The sequence below is a fragment of the Streptomyces sp. NPDC014006 genome, assembly GCF_043088925.1.
Lineage (GTDB): Bacteria > Actinomycetota > Actinomycetes > Streptomycetales > Streptomycetaceae > Streptomyces.
The window spans coordinates 130,289-147,984 of sequence record NZ_JBICAJ010000009.1; the positions used below are offsets into that span (position 1 = coordinate 130,289).

The window sequence follows — 17,696 nt, forward strand, 5'->3', positions numbered from 1 at the left end:
CCATGGACACCACCCAGGCACTGGCCGACCGCTTCGAGGAGCACCGCGGGCATCTGCGGGCCGTGGCCTACCGCATGCTCGGCTCGCTGGCCGAGGCGGAGGACGCGGTGCAGGAGACCTGGCTCAAGCTCAGCCGCACCGACTCCGACGCCATCGAGAACCTCGGCGGCTGGCTGACCACCGTGACCGGCCGGGTCTGCCTTGACCTGCTGCGCTCGCGCGCCGCACGCCGCGAGGAGCTGATCGACGACCGCGTCGACGCCTTCGTCCCGGACCTGGAACTGCGGCCGTTGTCCCGCCTCGACCCCGAGCAGGAGGTCCTGCACGCCGACTCGGTGGGCGTCGCCCTCCTCGTCGTCCTGGAGAACCTGGAGCCGGACGAGCGGCTGGCGTTCGTGCTGCACGACATGTTCGCCGTTCCGTTCGACGACATCGCGCCGATCGTGGACCGCACCTCGGCCGCCACCCGCCAGCTCGCCAGCCGCGCCCGCCGCCGGGTGCGCGGCGCCGAGCCGGCCGCGGAGCCCGACCTCGGCCGGCAGAAGCAGGTCCTGGACGCCTTCCTCGCCGCCTCGCGCGCCGGCGACTTCGAGGCGCTGGTCGGCGTGCTCCACCCGGACGTGACGCTGCGGGTGGACGCCGGGACGCTCATGCGGGGTCTGGCCGCCTCCAAGGTGGTCCAGGGCGCCAAGACGGTGGCTGAACAGGCGCTCATGTTCTCCCGGTTCGCCGGCAGCGCGCGGCCGATGCTGGTCAACGGCACGGTGGGCCTGGTCAACGCCCCCGAGGGCGGGCCGAAGTCGGTCATGGCGCTCACCATCGCCGACGGCCGCATCACCGGCATGTACATCCTGGCCGACCCCGAGCGGCTGGAGCGCCTGGACTTCGACGGCTGCACCGGCTGACCGGGCTCAGCTCCCGGCCCCGTGCACGGGACAGCGGGGGGCGCGCGGCTCGTCCGCGCGCTCGTCGCCGTCCGCTCGCGGGGCCGGCACCTCGGCGGGTGACCGGCGTTCCAGCCGCAGTCGCAGCCCCTCCGGCATCAGGGTGAGCCGTTCGGCCACCCGCAGCCGGTAGCCGGGGTCGGGCAGGAAGGAGTAGCGGCGCAGCAGCAGGCCGAGGACCAGGGTCGCCTCGTGCAGCGCGAACTGGCGGCCGATGCAGGCGCGCGCCCCGGTGCCGAACGGCTTGAAGACATGCGGGGGCCGGGCCCGTACGGCCGCGGCGTCGAAGCGGTCCGGGTCGAACCGCTCGGCGTCCGCGCCCCACACCTCGGGATCGCGGTGCAGCATCGGCGTCAGCACCAGCGCCCAGGCGCCGCGTCGCATGGAGTGCTCCCCGGCCAGCACGGTGTCCTGCCGGGCCTCCCGGGCGAAGGCGGGCGCGGTCGGCCACAGCCGCAGCGACTCGTCGAGCACCCGGCGCACGTACCGCAGCTTCGCCACCTGCTCGTAGGCGGGCACCTCCGTCCCGCCCCACACCCGCTCGACCTCGGCCCGGGCGCGGGCCGCGACCTCGGGGTGCCGGGCGAGGTAGTACAGGGCGAAGGAGAGCGCCCCGGAGGTGGTCTCGTGCCCGGCGACCAGGAACGTGATGACCTGCCGCCGTACGTTCAGCGCGGACAGCCGCTCCCCGGTCTCCGGGTGGGCGGTCCGCAGCATCCGGTCGAGCAGGTCACCGTCCCCGCTGCCCGCCGCCCGGCGGGCCCGCACGACCTCGTCGACGGTCCGGTTCAGGTACGCCATGTCGGCCGCGTTGCGCCGGCTCGCACCGCGCAGCAGCAGCGGGGCCGCGGGCGCGGGCACGGTGTTGAGCCGCTGCGCGTGGCTGAGGGTGCCGACCATGGCCGTCACGAAGGGGTGCAGCCGGGGCCGCTCGAAGGAGCCGAAGTCGTGGCCGAAGCCGGTGCGGGAGATGGTCTCCAGGGTCAGCTTGGTCATGTCGCCGGGGACGTCGACGTCGTGGCCGTCGGCGGCGGCCCGGTCCCAGTGCTCGGTCAGCCGCGCGGCGACGTCCAGCATCATCGGGTGGTAGGCCGCCATCGCCTCGCGGCTGAACCCCGGCGCCAGGACGTCGTGCGCGAGCTGCCAGTTGGGCTCGTCGTTGTACGCGGTGAACAGCGCGTCCCCGACGACCGGGCGCAGATTGGCGATGCCGAGCCCCACGTGCTTGGCGAACCGGGACTCGTCGGAGAGGTCCGCGACGAGTGCACCGCCCCACACGAGCACGAACTCCTTGCCGAAGGCGCGCCGCCGGAAGATCGGGCCGAGCCGGCGGCCGAGCCGCACCGAGTCCTGCACGGGGGTGGTCCGGTTCGCGCCGAGCACGTCACCGAGCAGGGGCAGCCGGTGCGGCGGATGCGGAATGCGGTGCAGCTCGGGCCAGCCCAGCTCGGCGCTGCGGAACCCCCTGGTGTGACGGCCGTGGTCCGCCCTGGCGTCGGCCATGCGCGATCTCCCTTGATCCTGCGGCATGTTGAGCAGTGTTGTACGCCGGTTCAATAACGTGTTTCAGTCTCGTCCCCTTGTTGAATCCGCGTCAAGTACAGTGCGGGCATGGCCGCGAACCACGGGGAGCGCACCCGCCGCCGCCTCAGCACCGCGGAGCGCCGGGAGCAGCTGCTCACGGTCGGCGCCCGGCTGTTCTCGGAGAGCCCCTACGACGACGTGTGGATCGAGCAGGTCGCGGAGATCGCCGGTGTCTCGCGCGGCCTGCTCTACCACTACTTCCCGACGAAACGGGACTTCTTCGCCGCGGTCGTGGAGCGGGAGAGCGAGCGCATGCTGCGCTTGACGGCCGCCGTGCCCGGCGTGCCGGTGCGCGAGCAGCTCACCGCAGGCCTCGACGCCTACCTGGAGCATGTGCGGGCCCACGCCCACGGCTACCGCGCCTTTCACCGTGCCGACGCGGCCGGCGACCGGACGGTGCGGCGCGTCTACCGGCGGGCCCTGGCCGTGCAGGAACGCCAGATCCTCGCCGCCCTGGCGGCCGACCCCGAGTTCGGTCCGCTCTTCCAGCAGCGCCCCGACGTCCGCCTCGCCGTGCGCGGGTGGCTGGCGTTCACGACCGCGGTCTGTCTGGAGTGGCTGCGCGGCTCGGACCTGAGCCGGGAACAGGTGCGGGACCTCTGCGCGCGGGCGCTGCTCGGAGTCCTCGCCGGCTGACCGCCGTCCGTGCCGGGGCCTGGTTGGCGCACGCCCCGATCTCCGATAAGTTAGGTGAGCCTTACCTAAGGAGGATTGGTGATGGGTGACAGCCAGACGTGGGCCGCGGCGCCCGGAGCGGCCGAGCGGGCACGGTCCGTGCTCGCCACCGCCTGGTCCTGCGCGGTGACCGCCGAGGGCGGGCGCGAGGAGTTCGTGGGCGCGCACAGCGTGAGCGACGACGGGCGGCTGCTGCTGCGCCTGCCCGACGACAGCGCGCTGCTCACCGCGGCGATCTGCGCCCCCCGCGGTGAACCCTCCGCCGTGCTGGAGTTCGCCGACGTCGCCCCCGTACCCGTCCGCCACCGCATCCGCGCCCGGCTGTGGCTCGCCGGCTGGTTCACCCCCGAGGACGACCACCTGGCCTTCCACGCCACCCGCGTCGTCCTGCGCCGACCCTCCGGCGCCGCCGTCGTCGCCGTGGACGCCTTCACCGCCGCCGCGCCCGACCCGCTCTCCGAAGCCGAGGCACGGCTGCTCACCCACCTCGCCGACGCCCACCCCGACGCCGTCGAACGCCTCACGCGTCTGATCGACCCCGGCAGTCTGCACGGCGCCGTCAGGGTCCGCCCGCTCGCCGTCGACCGGCACGGGCTGACGCTGCGCATCGAACGCGCCCGCACCCACGGCGACGTACGCCTGCCCTTCCACACCCCCGCCGACGGCGTCGCGCAGCTCACCGAGCGCGTGCAGCGCCTGCTGGCCCGGGCGAGCGGCTCCGGCTGCCCGCGCGCCCTACAGGGGCAGCGCGCAGACGGCGACCGGTGACGGGAAGGGGGCGCCGGCCAGGCGCAGGTCACCGGTGCGGCCGTCGACATGGAAGACGCTGACCGTGCCCGACTTCTGGTTCGCGGCGAACAGCAGCCGGCTGTCGGGGGAGAGGGCGATCTGCCGCGGGAAGTCACCCTCGACATCCGTCGTGCCCAGCAGCCTCAGCCGGGCGCCGGCCGCCTCCACCGCGAACCTGGCCACGCTGTTGTGACCCCGGTTGGCGAGAAAGGCGAACCGGCCGTCGGAGGTGACGGCGAACTGCGCCGGGTAGTTGGTGCCGGACTCCGCCCCCGTGGACTGCGGCGCGCCCACGGTCAGCCGGCCGCTTTCCGGGTCGTAGCCGCACACCATCACCGTGTTGCCGACCTCGCCGGCCAGGTAGGCGTGGCGGCCGCCCGGATGGAAGGTGAGGTGGCGCGGGCCGGTGCCGGGACGGGTGGCGGCCCGCGCGGCCTCGGTAAGCTGTCCCGTACGCGGATCGAGGCGGTAGGTGTACACGGTGTCCGTGCCCAGGTCGACGGCGAGGACGTGACCGCCGTCGGGACTCGTGACGACCTGGTGTGCGTGCGGCCCCTGCTGTGCGGGGCCCGGCGCCGGAGACGTGTGCGTGACCAGGTCCGCCCGCTCGCCGAGGGCGCCCGAGGCGTCGATCGGGTGGACCGCCACGCTCCCGGAGCCGTAGTTGGCGCTCAGCAGCCACCGCCCGCTCGGATGCACCGACAGATGACAGGGCGCCGCCCCGCCGGTGCTCCGGCTGCCCAGCACGCGCCGGTCGGCGAGATGGACGGCGCTCACCGCGCCGTCCTCCCGCTCGTCGACCGCGTACAGCGTCCGGCCGTCCGGATGCACCGCCAGATATGACGGGTCCGGTACGCCGGTCAGCGTGCCCCGCCCGGTGATCCGGCCGGTGCCGGCGTCGTAGACGGCCAGGCCGATGCCGCTGCCGCCGCCCGAAGCGGAGGTGTAGGTGCCGAGGTAGACCGGGCGCGGCCCGGACGCCGTCCGGTCGGCCCGCCGGGAGGGCCCGGCCGCCGTACGCGCGGCGGCGGGCCCGTCGGACTCCCGCTCGGCCCCGCATGCGGCGAGCGCCACGGAGGAGGCGGCGGCACCGAGTGCGCCCACCACACCGCGCCGGCTCCAGCCGGCCCCGCGCACCCCTTGCCCACCACTGCCCATGCCCGCACCTCGAGGAGTCGTCCGCCCGGCCGGTCGTGACAGCCACCCTCGCAAGACGGACCCGGCACGCGCAACACCTGTTGCAGGGCGTGCGCCGCGCCGCCGGGCGTCATCGGTGCGACCACCCGGCTCGGGCCTCGGTGCCCCTCGTGGCCGCTACCAGTCGCCGTCCGTCACCGGCTTGCCCGGAGCGTCCTTCAACGGGTGGATCTGGTGCGGGGCCGGGGCCTGCCATGGGTCGTGGTCGTCGCCGAGCCAGTCGCCGACCGGCTTGACCGATTGCAACGGGTCCGCGGGGGCCAGATCGTCGGCGTCGGCGTCGTAGTAGTCGTACCAGGGCAGGCCAGCCCGGGTGTACGCCGCCCGGTCGACGGGCGAGGGCGGCGGCGCCTCGCCCGTGATGCGGCGCCACTCCGGCGGGGTCACCAGGTGCACGAAGACCCGTCCGGCGGGCTCGGCCGCCCAGTCGGACAGCGGGCGGTCGTCGCGGTAGACCTCCTGGCGCATGGAGCCGCCCACGCCCAGGCCCATCGCCGCCGCGGCGCGCGGCGCGGAACCCGGGGCGGCGGGCGCGGCACCCGCGGGCGCCATGGCGGGCAGGGCGCCCGGCGGCGGCCCGCCGTAGCCGCCGGTCGCGGTGGCGCGCACCGCCTCCGCGAGACGCCGCTGCTCCTCCCGCCACCGCTGAAGCGCCGGCTCACCGAGCGGGAACGACTGCAGCTGTACGCCGCCCCACACCTCCTCGCCGGTGACCTGGCCCTCCACGGTCGCGCCGAGACCGAGCGGCACCGCGACGAACTGCCGCACCGTGCCCTTTCCGGAGTTGATGCCGTCCAGCCAGGGCTGGCGGGGCAGGACGACGTAGTTCTGCGGGTCGCGCGACAACCGCCCGGTCCACGCCTTGCCGGAGACCGCGCACACCTTGCCCGCCCCGATCTGCAGGGCGGCCGGCTCGGTGCTGCCGGCGAACGACAGCCACATCGCCTCGCGCAGATACACGGGCAGCATCACGCCCCCGCGCGCCCGCCATGCCTCGGGCACGGTGTCCGGGTAGTCGGCGACCCGGCGCACCGGGAACTCGCCGAGCCCCGGAGGCAGCGCATGGGTGCCCGACTCGGGCAGCCGCAGCGTACGGATGAACCGCACCGCCACACCGCCCGGCAGCCGCAGGGTGTTCCCGTCGATCCGCACGCCACCGCTCATCCGCACGCTCCCTCAAGTGGTGCCTTTTCGGACACCGCGCACGCGGTGCCGTCACGGAGAACGCCGGATCCCCGCCCCGCGGTTCCACCGCAGCCGCTCCGGAATCCGGGCGCGCAGCCGCCGGCCGCCCCGGCGCAGCCGGCGCGGCAGCCAGAGCCGTTCCCGCAGCCCCGCCACCCATGGCAGCCGTGCGCGCTGCTCACGAGTGTGCCGGTCCAGCTCCTCCAGCAGCCGGCGCGAGCGGTGCTCGGTGTCCAGCTCGTCGAGCATGCGGTTGACCTCGGTCAGCACGGCGCCGCTCAGCTGCCAGTGCCGGGCGTCGTGCTGCACCTCCTCCAGCAGCAGCTGGGCCACCTTGTCCCGGGTGGCCGCGGCCTGCCGCAGCTGGGCCGTCAGCCGCTCCTCGGCGGACTCGGCGCTGTGGCTGGTGTGCGTGGTGACGAGCACCGCGAAGCTGACCACGGCGTCGGCGATCTCGGAGAGCAGCTCCTCGATCGCCGCGCCCGCGGCCTGCGGGAACAGCGGCTGCGGATCGCGCTCCTTGGCCAGGTCGGTCAGTGTGCGGGCGAGCACCCGCAGCACGACCGTGCAGATCTCCAGGGTGTCCAGGCCGGTGCGCAGCACCACCCGGTGCAGCAGTCCCTCGCGCACCCGCGGGTTGAACCGCAGGCTGTCCTCGGCCTGCCGCAGCGCCGCGTCCACCTCGGAGATGGCGTGGTCCAGCCGGCGGGCCTCGTGCAGCCGGGCCGCCGCCAGCTCGTAGGAGGGGCGCCCGGCGGCCTGTTCGCCGACGCGCAGCATCATCTGGCGGATCCGCCGCGCCAGATCGTCGATGGAGTCGCCCGCCTCGTCCACCCACACCGGCGGGGCGAGCAGCAGGTTGAACCCCATGCCGACCACGGCGCCGATCAGCGTCTCCAGGACCCGTGCCCACGCGGTCGCGCCGTGCGTGGTCACCCCGAGGATCAGCATGGCGCTGATCGCGACCTCCTGGACGTACTCCTCGACGCGCACCAGATGGCCGACGGCCAGCGCGGCCACGATCACCAGCGCCAGGCTCCACCAGGTCAGGCCCACCAGCAGGCTGAACGCGATGGCGACCAGCACACCGGCCACCACGGCGTTCACCCGGCGGATGCCGTTGGTGAGCGTGGCGTACAGGGTGACCTGGACCACCAGCAGCGCGGTCAGCGGCGCGGTCAGCGGGGCGGGCTCGGGGCTCAGCCGGACCGCGACGACGTAGGCGACCGTCGCCGCGGCCGCCGACCGCAGTGCCTGAACGACCGAGGGGTCCCGCCGCCACTGCCACAGCCGCGCGAGCCACTGCTTCAGTCGCGCGAGGTCGGGCGTCCACTCACGTACATCTCGCATCCCTTGGCCTGTTCCCGTTCCCCTCCGACCTCGAACGCCCCATGGCCGAAACCGAACGCCTACGGCCCACCATGGCACCCAGGGCGAACCTTCCCGGCGGGGGTTCGGGGGCCGCAGGCGAGGCAGGAAGAGGCGGGGTGCGGGGCGCCTTCCCGCGCGCATCACGGCGACCCGGGCGACGCGCGAAACCCGTGGCAACCTGCGCGAACCGGTGTCCGGCCGGTCAGGCCTGGATCTTGTCCAGGAAGGCGAACAGGTTGGCCTTCGTCCGGGCGATCTGCTCCTGGACGGTCAGACTCTCCTCGAACCGGGTGCCGCTCTCCGGCACTTTCTTGCCACGGACGTACAGGGAGCAGGCGAGGTCGGTGCACATGTACAGACCCACCGAGTTTCCCTCCCGCCCCGCCGCGCCCGTCTTGCGCGCGGTCATCAGCGACACGCCGCCGCGCGGATGCGCGGTCAGGCACAGGGCACACAGGCTGCGCTGCATCAGCGCGCGCCGGGCGGGCGTGAACCGGAAGGCGACGCCGACCAGCTCTCCGTCCCGCTCGGTGACCAGATGGGCGCGGTCGGGCGCACCCGGATCACGCCAGCCCAGGAAGTCGAGGTCGTCCCAGGGCCGCTGGTCGAGGTCCCGGGGCACCGCCAGACGCTTCGCCTCGCCCTTGGAGCAGTTGATGAACGAGTTGCGGATGTCCCGCTCGGTGAGTGATCTCATGAGTGCTTCCCGGTATCGGATCCTAGGGGCCCTAGGTTTTCACCTAGGTTAGGCAGGGGCGAGGAGAGGACGCCAACGGATTTCCGAGGCGAGCCGGTCCCCGCAGCGGGCGGTAGGTCTCACAGGACCTGAAGACGGTCTGGCACACGCCGGCCCGCTTCGGTGCCCCCGAGGCAGCGGGCAACGCCTACTCGACGGCCGGCGCCGGCGGCCACACCCCGGTGACCAGCACGCCGGAGGCGTAGGCGCGGGCCACCAGTTCCGTGCGGTTCGCCGCACCCCAGCGGGCCGACAGCCGCCGCAGGTGGTACGTCACGCCGTCCGGGGTCAGGCCCGTCTCCCGCGCCGCGCGGGCCGTGGTGGCGCCCTCCGCCAGCAGCGCGAGGATACGGGCCTCGACCGGCGTGACCTGAGCCGACGGCCGGTCCCGCGGCGTGCGTTCGCCGAGCACCCGCAGCATCACCAGCAGCGCGGGCGTGTCGTCGGCGGTGTCGCTCACCGGGTCGGCCGTCAGCTCCCCGAGCCGCTCGGCACCGCCCGGGGCCCTCCAGCGCACGGACACCTGGTAGCGGGAGCGGTGACGCAGCCGCAGCGCCTGCGCGATCCGCTCGACCTGCGCCTCCTCCAGCGGCCGGAACAACTCCAGCACCTGCCGGCCGCGCAGCCGTCCCGGCGTCGTACCGCACTCGGCGGCCATCGCAGGATTGGCCAGGATCAGTGCGCCGTACACATCGCACACCGCGACCGGCACCGCCACCCGGTCGAAGAGCGTCAGCGTGCGGTTGCGCCACATCACGGCCTCCTGCCGCGCCCGGTCCACCAGCACCTCCCGTCACTCGGCGCAAGGGCCGTCCGCATCCGCCGACTACACAATCATGTAGTCGGCCGGTGCGGGCGGACGGGGCCCGTCGAGCAAGGTGGAGCGCAGCCCGTCCTTACCGCGAAAGGCAGTTGTCGCGCCATGCCCCCCACCGCAGCGCAGCCCCGGACCGCCGCCGCACTCCCCGGCGTCCCCGTCGTCGACATCACCGCCACCGGCCCCGGCCCGACCCCGATCCAGCAGGTCATGGACCTGATGCGGGAGCACGGGCCGGTGCTGGTGCGGCGGTTGCACGGGCGGGACACTCTGTTCGTCGCCGACCTCGACCTCGTCACCGACCTCGCCGACGAGCGGCGTTTCGCCAAGCACGTGGGCCCCGCGCTGCAGAACGTGCGTGAGTTCACCGCCGACGGCCTGTTCACCGCGTACAACGACGAACCGAACTGGGCCAAGGCGCACGACATCCTGATGCCGGCCTTCGCCCTCGGCTCGATGCGCACCTACCACCCCGTCATGCTGAAGGTCGCGCGCCGGCTTCTCGCCGCCTGGGACCGCGCCGCCCGCGACGGACGGCCGGTCGACGTCGCCGACGACATGACGCGGATGACCCTGGACACGATCGGACTGGCCGGTTTCGGCTACGACTTCGGCTCCTTCGAGCGCGAGCGGCCGCACCCCTTCGTCGAGACGATGGTCCGCTGCCTGCACTGGAGCATGACCCGCCTGGCCCGCACCCCGGGCGAGGACCACTCCGGCGCCGACGCCGCCTTCCAGGACGACGCCGCCCACCTCGCCCGGGTCGTCGACGACGTCATCGCCTCCCGCACCGGCACCGGCTTCCAGGACGCCACCGACCTGCTGGGCCTGATGCTCACCGCCGAGCACCCCGCCGACGGCACCACCCTGGACCACGCCAACATCCGCAACCAGGTCATCACCTTCCTGATCGCCGGCCATGAGACGACCTCCGGTGCGATGTCGTTCGCCCTGTACCACCTGGCCAAGGACCCCACCGCCCTGAACCTCGTGCGACGCGAAGTGGACGCGCTGTGGGGCGACACCGCCGACCCGGAACCGACGTACGAGGACGTGGGCCGGCTGCCCTTCACCCGGCAGGTGCTGAGCGAGGCGCTCAGGTTGTGGCCGACCGCCGCCGCCTTCAGCCGGCACGCCCTCGAGGACACCCTGCTGGGCGGGCGGGTCCCGCTGCGCGCCGGACAGGCCGTCACCGTGCTCACGCCGATGCTGCACCGGCAACCCGTGTGGGGCGACAACCCCGACCTCTTCGACCCCTCCCGCTTCACGCCCGAAGCCGAGGCGGCCCGCCCCGTGCACGCCTACAAGCCCTTCGGGACCGGCGAACGCGCCTGCATCGGGCGGCAGTTCGCCCTGCACGAGGCCACGATGCTGCTCGCCATGCTGGTCCACCGCTACCGGCTGCACGACCACGCCCGCTACCGGCTCGACGTGAGGGAGACCCTCACCCTCAAGCCCGAGGGCTTCACGCTCACCCTGACGCCGCGCACCCCCGCCGACCGCGCCCACCCGCCGCTGCCGGGCACCGCCCCCGCCCAGGCGGCGCAGACCATCGCACCCGACACCCTCCCCGCCCGAGTCCGCCCCGGCAGCGGCGCTCTCTTCCTGCACGGCAGCAACTACGGCACCTGCCGCGCCTTCGCCGCCCAACTCGCCGACGAGGCCGCGGAGATCGGCTGCACGACGGAGGTCGCCGCGCTGGACGCGTACGCGGACGCGCTGCCCACCGACCGGCCCGTGATCATCACCGCCGCCTCCTACAACGGCCGCCCCACCGACGACGCCACCGCCTTCACCGCCCGGCTGGACGGCGAGCCCGACCTGACCGGCGTCAGCTACGCCGTCCTCGGTGTCGGCGACCGTACCTGGGCGGCCACCTACCAGCACGTGCCCACCCGCATCGACGAACGCCTCGCCGCGCTCGGCGCCGCCCGGCTCACCGACCGCGCCGCCGCCGACGCCTCCGGCGACCTCACCGGCACCGTCCGCGACTTCACCGTGCGGCTGCGAGCGGCCCTGCTGGAGCGGTACGGCGACCCGGACGCGGGCCCCGCCCAGGGGGAGGAACCGGCCGCGGCGTACGAGGTGCGGACCATCGGCGGCGGCCCGCTCGACGCGCTCGCCGAGCGGCACGGTCTGATGCCGATGACCGTGACCGAGGCGTACGACCTCACCGCGCCCGGGCACCCGCGCCGCAAGCGGTTCATCCGCCTCGCGCTGCCCGACGGCGTCACCTACCGCACCGCCGACCACCTCACCGTGCTGCCCGCCAACGCGCCCGCTCTCGTCGAGCGCGCCGCCGCGGCCCTCGGCGTCGACCCCGGCACGGTCCTGGACATCCGGGCGACCCGCCGCCGTCGCGACGGGCTCGCCGTCGACCGGCCGGTGACGGTGCGCGACCTGCTCACCCACCACGTCGAGCTGCAGGAGCGGCCCGGGCCCGACCGGATCGCCACCCTCGCCGCCGCCCATCCCTGCCCGCCCGAGCGCGCCGCGCTCGCAGCTCTCCCCGCCGACGACCCCCGCACCCTGATCGAGCTGTTCGAGGACCACCCGGCCCTGCGCGGCGCCCTCGACTGGCCGGCGCTCCTCGACCTGCTCACCCCCCTGCGCCCGCGCCACTACTCGATCTCCTCGTCCCCCGCCGCCGACCCGCGCCACGCCGACCTGATGGTCTCCGTGCTCCACGCCCCGGCCCGCTCGGGCAAGGGCGACTACACCGGCACCGGCTCGGGCCACCTCGCCACCGTCCGCCCCGGCGACACCGTGTACGCGCGCGTGCAGCCGTGCCGGGAGGCCTTCCGTGTGGATCACTCCGCACCGGTCGTCCTGGTCGCCGCCGGCACCGGCCTCGCCCCCTTCCGCGGGGTGGTCGCCGACCGCGCGGCGGCCCTCGCGGCCGGCGCCGAACTGCCGCCCGCACTGCTCTACTTCGGCTGCGACGCGCCGGACGCCGACTTCCTGCACGCCGAGGAGCTGCACGCCGCCGAGGCCGCCGGCGCGCTCTCGCTGCGGCCCGCGTTCAGCGCGGCACCGGCCGACGGCCCGATGTTCGTCCAGCACCGCATCGCCGCCGAGGCCGAGGAGGTCGGCCGGCTGCTGGACGCAGGCGCCCGTGTGTACGTCTGCGGCGACGGCGCACGCATGGCGCCGGGCGTACGCGAGGCCTTCCGTGCGCTGTACCGGGGCCGCACCCGGGGAGCCGACGAGGCGGCGGCACAGCGGTGGCTGGACGAGATGACCACCGCCGGGCGTTACGTCGAGGACGTGTACGCGGCGGGGTGAGCGGCGCTCCTCCAGGCGACCGGCTTACCTTTCTGTCTGAACTAAGGGGTGGGGAAAGTGCGGTACCGCCCCTTCCGGGGATAGGGTGCAGGTCGGCAGGGGCGGAAGGAGCCACATGGCGGGGCGGAACGGGCGCACGGTACGTGATCTGAGGCGGGCCAACCGTACGGCCGTACTCCAGCGCCTGTACTTCGACGGGCCGCTCAGCCGCTTCGAGCTCGGCCCGGCCACCGGGCTGAGCTCCGGTTCCGTCAGCAACGTCGTCGCCGACCTGATCGCCGACGGCCTGCTGGAGGAGGCCGGCAGCGTCGACTCCGACGGCGGCCGCCCGCGCACGCTGCTGCGCGTCGCGCCCGGCAGCGGCCACATGATCGGCGTCGACGTCGGCGAGACGCGGGTGCGCGTGGAGCTGTTCGACCTCACCCTCACCGAGCTGGCCCGCGCCGAGCGGCCGCTGGAGCAGCGGGGATACGCCGTCGAGACGATCGTCGGCCACATCCGCGACGGCATCGCCGAGGTGCTCACCGCCTCCGGCACCGGCGCGCACGCGCTGCTCGGTGTCGGCATCGGCGTCCCCGGGATCGTGGAGCACACCCCCGAGCAGGGGGCCGTCGTGCACGGTCAGACCATCGGCTGGGACGCCGCCCCGCTGGAGGCGCTGCTGCGTGCGGGCTCCCCGCTGCCGGACACCGTGCCCTACTTCATCGACAACGGCGCGAAGACCCTCGGCCAGGCCGAGATGTGGTTCGGCGGCGGGCGCGGCGCCCGCAACGCGGTCGTCGTGCTCTTCGGCTCCGGCGTCGGCGCCTGCCTGGTCACCCCGGACGTGGAACACGGGCGGGCCGTGGAGTGGGGCCATCTGACCGTACGGGTGCGGGGGCGGCGCTGCCGCTGCGGCGCCCTGGGCTGCCTGGAGGCGTACGCCGGGGCCGAGTCGCTGCTCGCCCGCTGGGCGGAGGAGGGCGGCCGGCCCCCGCAGGGCAGCGACGAGGAGGCGGCGCTGACCGCCATGCTCGCCGCCGCCTACCCGCCCGAGGGCACCGAACCCGACCCCGTCGCGCTGGCCGTCCTGGAGGAGACCGCCGAGTACCTCGGCGCCGGACTGTCCGACCTGATCAACCTCTTCCAGCCCGAGCGGATCCTGATCGGCGGCTGGGCCGGGCTCCAGCTCGGCGCCCGCTTCCTGCCCGCGGTGCGCCGCCACGCCACCGCCTATGCGCTGCGGCACCCGGCCGAGAAGGTCTCCGTCGAACTGGGCCGGCTCGGCCCCGACGCGGTGACGGTCGGCGCGGCGATCCTCCCCCTGGCCGACTTCTTCGGCCGCGGCGGCCGCCGCCCCGAACCGGCCGCGCAGAGCCCGGAGCCGGCCTGGCGCACGGCGCTGGAGGACCGGGTGCCGCGCTGACCATGGCGCGCCCGCAAGGGTGCGGCTTCCTTGATCGCCAAGCGGGTTTCGCGGGTCCCCGGCACGGTACTCGCGGGGGCCGGACGAGCGGAAAGGAGCATGTCGTGGACGAACATCGTGCCGAGGCGCCCGGAGAGAACGGCGACCCGGTCCCGCGTGACCTGCCCGACCAGCAGGCCGACGCCGGCGAGGACCCCTGGGAGGTTCCGACCCCGGCCGCCAGGCCCTCCGCCCGAGACGCCGAGAACGACGGTGGGGCCGACGACGTGCCCGACACCGACGAGGCGGGCACGGGCCGCGAAGGCGCATCGCAGCCTCGCGGCGTCCACCAGGACGAGCCGCTCCCGGACGAGCCGTCGGGCTGAGGGCGGACTGCGGCTCCCGGACGGCGCCGCGCCGTCGGGCGGGGGCGGTCCCGGCCGTAGAGGTGAGCGTCGGGCTGGGCTGGGGCCCGGCCGTAGAGGTGAGCCTGCCGACCGCCGCCTCCCGGCCCCCTCAGCCCACCTTCCGGCCCGCCATCGGGGCGGTCTTCGCGCCCGCGCCCTGCTGGAGCCCCTCGAGGAACTCCTGGATCACGTCCGTCGCCGAGCGTTCCGGGAGCCAGCCCAGTTCGACGCGGGCGCGCGTGCAGTCCATCAGGGGCAGCCGGAGCACCGCGTCGAAGAGGTGCGGGGAGGCCGGCAGCAGATGCAGCCCCCACGCGGCGGCGATCGCCGAGCGGGCCGCCGTGCGCGGCAGCCGCACCGGACGCGCGCCCAGCAGCTCGCCCAGCACCCGCGCGTCGAGTGGGGGCTCGGCGGCCAGATTGAAGGCGCCGCGCACGTCGGAGGCGACGGCGAGCTGATAGGCGCGGGCCGCGTCGTCGGTGTGCAGGGCCTGCACCCTCAGCCCCGGGATGTCCGGCAGGAAGGGCAGCAGCTCGGGACGGGCCAGCGGTCCGGGCAGGAAGCGGCCACCGAAGATGCGGCGCTGCTCGCTCGCCGACTCCCGCTTGAACAGGAACGCCGGCCGCATCCGCACCACCCGTGTCTCGGTGTGCTCCCGCTCGAAGGTGTCGAGCGTCCGCTCCAGATAGGCCTTCTCCCGGCAGTACGCGGCGTCCGGCCAGCCGTGCGTGGGCCAGGACTCGTCGACCGCGTGGTCCTTCGGTCCCGGTGAGTACGCTCCGACGGAGGAGGCGTGCACCAGCGCGGGCACCCGTGCGGCCGCCACCGCCTCGAACACCCGGATGCTGCCGAGGACGTTCGTCCGCCAGGTGGTCGCCGGATCGTGCGTCGGCTGGAACGCCCACGCCAGATGGATGACCGCGTCCGCGCCGGCGAAACGCTCGGCGAGGCCCGCCCGTTCCGAGGCCAGGTCGACGGCCGACCACTCGGTCTTCGGCGGTGACCAGTCCGGCACCCGGCGGGCCAGGCCCAGCACCGATCCGACCTGTGGATCCTCCGACAACAGCCGCACCACGCTGGTGCCGACATTGCCGGTGGCGCCCGTGACGACGATCCTGCTGCCCGAGGTGCTGCTCACCTTCGACTCCCTTCTGCGCGGCGGCTGGACGGCCCGGGTACCCGTCGCCGGGCCGCACACGCAGCCGGGCGGCGGCCATGACCTCCGGGGTAATCGACCTGCGCCCGGGCCGCCGCGAGGATGAGGGACGTACTCGCCACCGGATCGCAGGAGGACGTCCCATGCCGTACTTCGCCAGCCCCGCAGACGGCACCCGGCTGCACTTCGTCGACTACGGCCCGGCCGACGGTGCCGTGATCGTCTTCGTCAACAGCGCCTACTTCGGTACGGAGATGTGGGAGGCGCAGATGATCCCGCTCGCCGAAGAGGGCTTCCGGTGCGTCGGCCTGGACCGGCGCGGGCACGGCCGCTCGGACGACGTGTGGGGCGGCTTCGACCTGGACAGCCTCGCCGACGACGTACAGGGCCTGCTCGACCACCTCGACCTGCGCGGTGTCACCCTCGTCGCCCACTCCGTCGGGACGGTCGAGGCCGTGCGCTGCCTGACCCGGCACGGCTCCGCGCGGGTGGCCCGGCTCGCCCTCGTGGCCGGCGTGGCCCCCGGCCTGGTCCGCTGTACCGACCACCCCGGCGGTCTGGAGCCGGAGACGATGCGGGCGCTGAACGACTCCGTGCGACGGGATCGCTCCGCGTTCTTCGCGGACGGCGCGGACTCCTTCTTCGCCCGCGACCTGCCGGGCAACGAGCTCTCCGACGCCTATGTGCAGTCCATGGTCCGCGCCTGCCACGTCTCCACACCCCGCGCCGGGATCGCGCTGCGCGAGCTGATCGCCGAACTGAACCTGGCGCCGGAGATCACCAAGCTGGACCTGCCGGTCCTGGTGATCCACGGCACCCACGACACCTCGGCACCCCTGGAGCTCACCGGCCGGCGCACGGCCGAGCTGGCGCCCGACGCCACGCTGAAGGTGTACGACAACGGCGGGCACGGCCTGTTCGCCACCCACGCCGGGCAGCTCACCGCGGACCTGCGGGAGTTCGCGACGGCCCGCTGAGCCGGGCTACGCCCCGAAGGCGTTCACGCCCGTCAGCCGGGCCGAGACCTCCCACAGGCGGGCCGCCTGCTCCGGGTCGGTGGCCCAGGCCTTGACGCCGGTGGTGCCGCCCTCGACGGCCGGCTCGGCGATGTCGCAGTCCTCCAGGTAGACCCCGCCCATGCCGTCCAGCTGGGGTGAGGTCGCCGCCCACACCTGGGTGGCCGCGCCCTGCTGCGGGCTCTTGAAGCCCTCCGGGTTGAGCACGGTGCCGCTCTCGTCGATCCAGCCGCGCTCGATCATCTCCTCCTTGGGCAGGTGCCGCTGGAGCGGGGTGAGGATGCCGCCGGGGTGCAGGGAGAAGGCCCGCACGCCCCGGTCCCGGCCCAGCCGGTCGAGGTGGACGGCGAACAGCACGTTCGCCGTCTTGGCCTGGCCGTAGGCCTGCCACTTGTCGTAGCCCTGCTGCCAGTGCAGGTCGTCCCAGCGGACGCCGGAGAAGTGGTGGGCGCGCGAGGAGACCGACACGACGCGGGCGCCGCCCGGCTCGATCGCCGGCCACAGCCGGTTGACCAGGGCGAAGTGCCCGAGGTGGTTGGTGGCGAACTGCGCCTCCCAGCCCGGCCCGACCCGGGTCTCGGGGCAGGCCATGATGCCGGCGTTGTCGATGACGTAGTCGAGGGTGCGGCCGGAGGCGAGGAACCTCTCGGCGAAGCCGCGCACGCTGTCCAGGTCGCCGAGATCGAGGTCGTCGACCTCGACGCCGTCGATGCCCGCCAGGTTCTCCTGGGCCGCTGCGGGGCGCCGGGCGGGCACCACGACCCGGGCGCCGGCCTTGGCGAGGGCCCGTGTGGTCTCCAGGCCGAGGCCGGAGTAGCCCCCGGTGACGAGGGCGAGCCTGCCGGTGAGATCGAGGCCGGCCAGGACGTCGTCGGCGGTGGACCGCGCGCCGAAGCCGGAGCCGATCTTGTGCTGTGCGGTGATCACGCTGTCGCTCATGCCCGGCACGCTATGAATTGGAGCGCACTCGAAGTCAAGCGCCACTCCCGGACAGGAACTCCGGACAGGAACTCCGGACAGGAAAAAGCCCCGACCGGACGGGGGATGCCGGTCGGGGCTGATTGTGGTGGGCACGGATGGCGGTCGCCTCTCGGCGAAAGGCTCCACAGGGCTTCAGCCGAACGATCGTCCCTGTGGGCAAAAGGTGAGG

The 17,696-nt window shown here is 74.3% G+C and carries 15 protein-coding genes; 7 read left to right on the top strand and 8 right to left on the bottom strand.

What is annotated here, in order from left to right; genetic code table 11:
• Nucleotides 1–2 precede the first annotated feature (2 nt).
• The gene (locus tag ACF1GV_RS28560; RefSeq protein ID WP_391686006.1) at nt 3–905 is read left to right on the top strand and encodes a sigma-70 family RNA polymerase sigma factor; all 903 of its coding nucleotides are present in this window, start codon (nt 3–5) and stop codon (nt 903–905) included.
• A 6-nt stretch (nt 906–911) separates the two neighbouring features.
• On the opposite strand, the gene ACF1GV_RS28565 is transcribed toward ACF1GV_RS28560, so the two are convergent.
• On the bottom strand, nt 912–2,447 hold the full coding sequence (locus tag ACF1GV_RS28565; RefSeq protein WP_391686008.1) for a cytochrome P450: 1,536 nt from the start codon (nt 2,445–2,447) through the stop codon (nt 912–914).
• A 108-nt stretch (nt 2,448–2,555) separates the two neighbouring features.
• Between ACF1GV_RS28565 and ACF1GV_RS28570 the strand changes: the two genes are divergently transcribed.
• Nucleotides 2,556–3,164: a TetR/AcrR family transcriptional regulator gene (locus ACF1GV_RS28570; protein ID WP_391686010.1), complete on the top strand. Its 609-nt coding sequence runs from the start codon at nt 2,556–2,558 to the stop codon at nt 3,162–3,164.
• Between the two features lie 81 nt (nt 3,165–3,245).
• Nucleotides 3,246–3,971 (top strand): DUF2470 domain-containing protein, encoded by a 726-nt coding sequence (locus ACF1GV_RS28575; protein ID WP_391686012.1) that lies wholly within the window; start codon nt 3,246–3,248, stop codon nt 3,969–3,971.
• Here the strand turns inward: ACF1GV_RS28575 and ACF1GV_RS28580 are convergent.
• From ACF1GV_RS28580 to ACF1GV_RS28600, 5 genes are all read right to left on the bottom strand, one after another.
• A complete protein-coding gene (locus ACF1GV_RS28580; protein WP_391686014.1) occupies nt 3,939–5,150 on the bottom strand; it encodes a lactonase family protein in 1,212 nt (403 codons plus the stop codon). The two genes, ACF1GV_RS28575 and ACF1GV_RS28580, sit on opposite strands and share 33 nt — an antisense overlap.
• Nucleotides 5,151–5,306: 156 nt before the next feature.
• Nucleotides 5,307–6,353 (bottom strand): hypothetical protein, encoded by a 1,047-nt coding sequence (locus tag ACF1GV_RS28585; protein ID WP_391686016.1) that lies wholly within the window; start codon nt 6,351–6,353, stop codon nt 5,307–5,309.
• A 51-nt stretch (nt 6,354–6,404) separates the two neighbouring features.
• The gene (locus ACF1GV_RS28590; RefSeq protein WP_391686018.1) at nt 6,405–7,724 is read right to left on the bottom strand and encodes an aromatic acid exporter family protein; all 1,320 of its coding nucleotides are present in this window, start codon (nt 7,722–7,724) and stop codon (nt 6,405–6,407) included.
• A gap of 223 nt (nt 7,725–7,947) precedes the next feature.
• Complete coding sequence (locus ACF1GV_RS28595; protein WP_391686020.1) at nt 7,948–8,442, bottom strand: FBP domain-containing protein; 495 nt, start codon at nt 8,440–8,442, stop codon at nt 7,948–7,950.
• Nucleotides 8,443–8,629: 187 nt separating this feature from the next.
• Nucleotides 8,630–9,235, bottom strand: a complete 606-nt coding sequence (locus tag ACF1GV_RS28600) for a helix-turn-helix transcriptional regulator (protein WP_391686431.1) — start codon at nt 9,233–9,235, stop codon at nt 8,630–8,632.
• A gap of 168 nt (nt 9,236–9,403) precedes the next feature.
• Between ACF1GV_RS28600 and ACF1GV_RS28605 the strand changes: the two genes are divergently transcribed.
• The 3 genes from ACF1GV_RS28605 (at nt 9,404) to ACF1GV_RS28615 (ending at nt 14,353) form a co-directional block, all read left to right on the top strand.
• Nucleotides 9,404–12,583 carry a cytochrome P450 gene (locus ACF1GV_RS28605; RefSeq protein ID WP_391686022.1) on the top strand — a complete coding sequence of 1,060 codons (3,180 nt, stop codon included), beginning with the start codon at nt 9,404–9,406 and terminating at the stop codon, nt 12,581–12,583.
• Between the two features lie 115 nt (nt 12,584–12,698).
• Entirely contained in the window at nt 12,699–13,988 is a 1,290-nt protein-coding gene (locus ACF1GV_RS28610) for an ROK family protein (protein WP_391686024.1), read from the top strand.
• Nucleotides 13,989–14,092: 104 nt separating this feature from the next.
• Nucleotides 14,093–14,353, top strand: a complete 261-nt coding sequence (locus ACF1GV_RS28615) for a hypothetical protein (RefSeq protein WP_391686025.1) — start codon at nt 14,093–14,095, stop codon at nt 14,351–14,353.
• Nucleotides 14,354–14,483: 130 nt separating this feature from the next.
• On the opposite strand, the gene ACF1GV_RS28620 is transcribed toward ACF1GV_RS28615, so the two are convergent.
• Entirely contained in the window at nt 14,484–15,512 is a 1,029-nt protein-coding gene (locus ACF1GV_RS28620; protein WP_391686026.1) for an SDR family oxidoreductase, read from the bottom strand.
• Between the two features lie 161 nt (nt 15,513–15,673).
• Between ACF1GV_RS28620 and ACF1GV_RS28625 the strand changes: the two genes are divergently transcribed.
• Nucleotides 15,674–16,507, top strand: a complete 834-nt coding sequence (locus tag ACF1GV_RS28625) for an alpha/beta fold hydrolase (RefSeq protein WP_391686027.1) — start codon at nt 15,674–15,676, stop codon at nt 16,505–16,507.
• A gap of 6 nt (nt 16,508–16,513) precedes the next feature.
• On the opposite strand, the gene ACF1GV_RS28630 is transcribed toward ACF1GV_RS28625, so the two are convergent.
• Nucleotides 16,514–17,473, bottom strand: coding sequence for an SDR family NAD(P)-dependent oxidoreductase (locus ACF1GV_RS28630; protein ID WP_391686434.1), 960 nt, complete (start codon nt 17,471–17,473; stop codon nt 16,514–16,516).
• Nucleotides 17,474–17,696 lie beyond the last annotated feature (223 nt).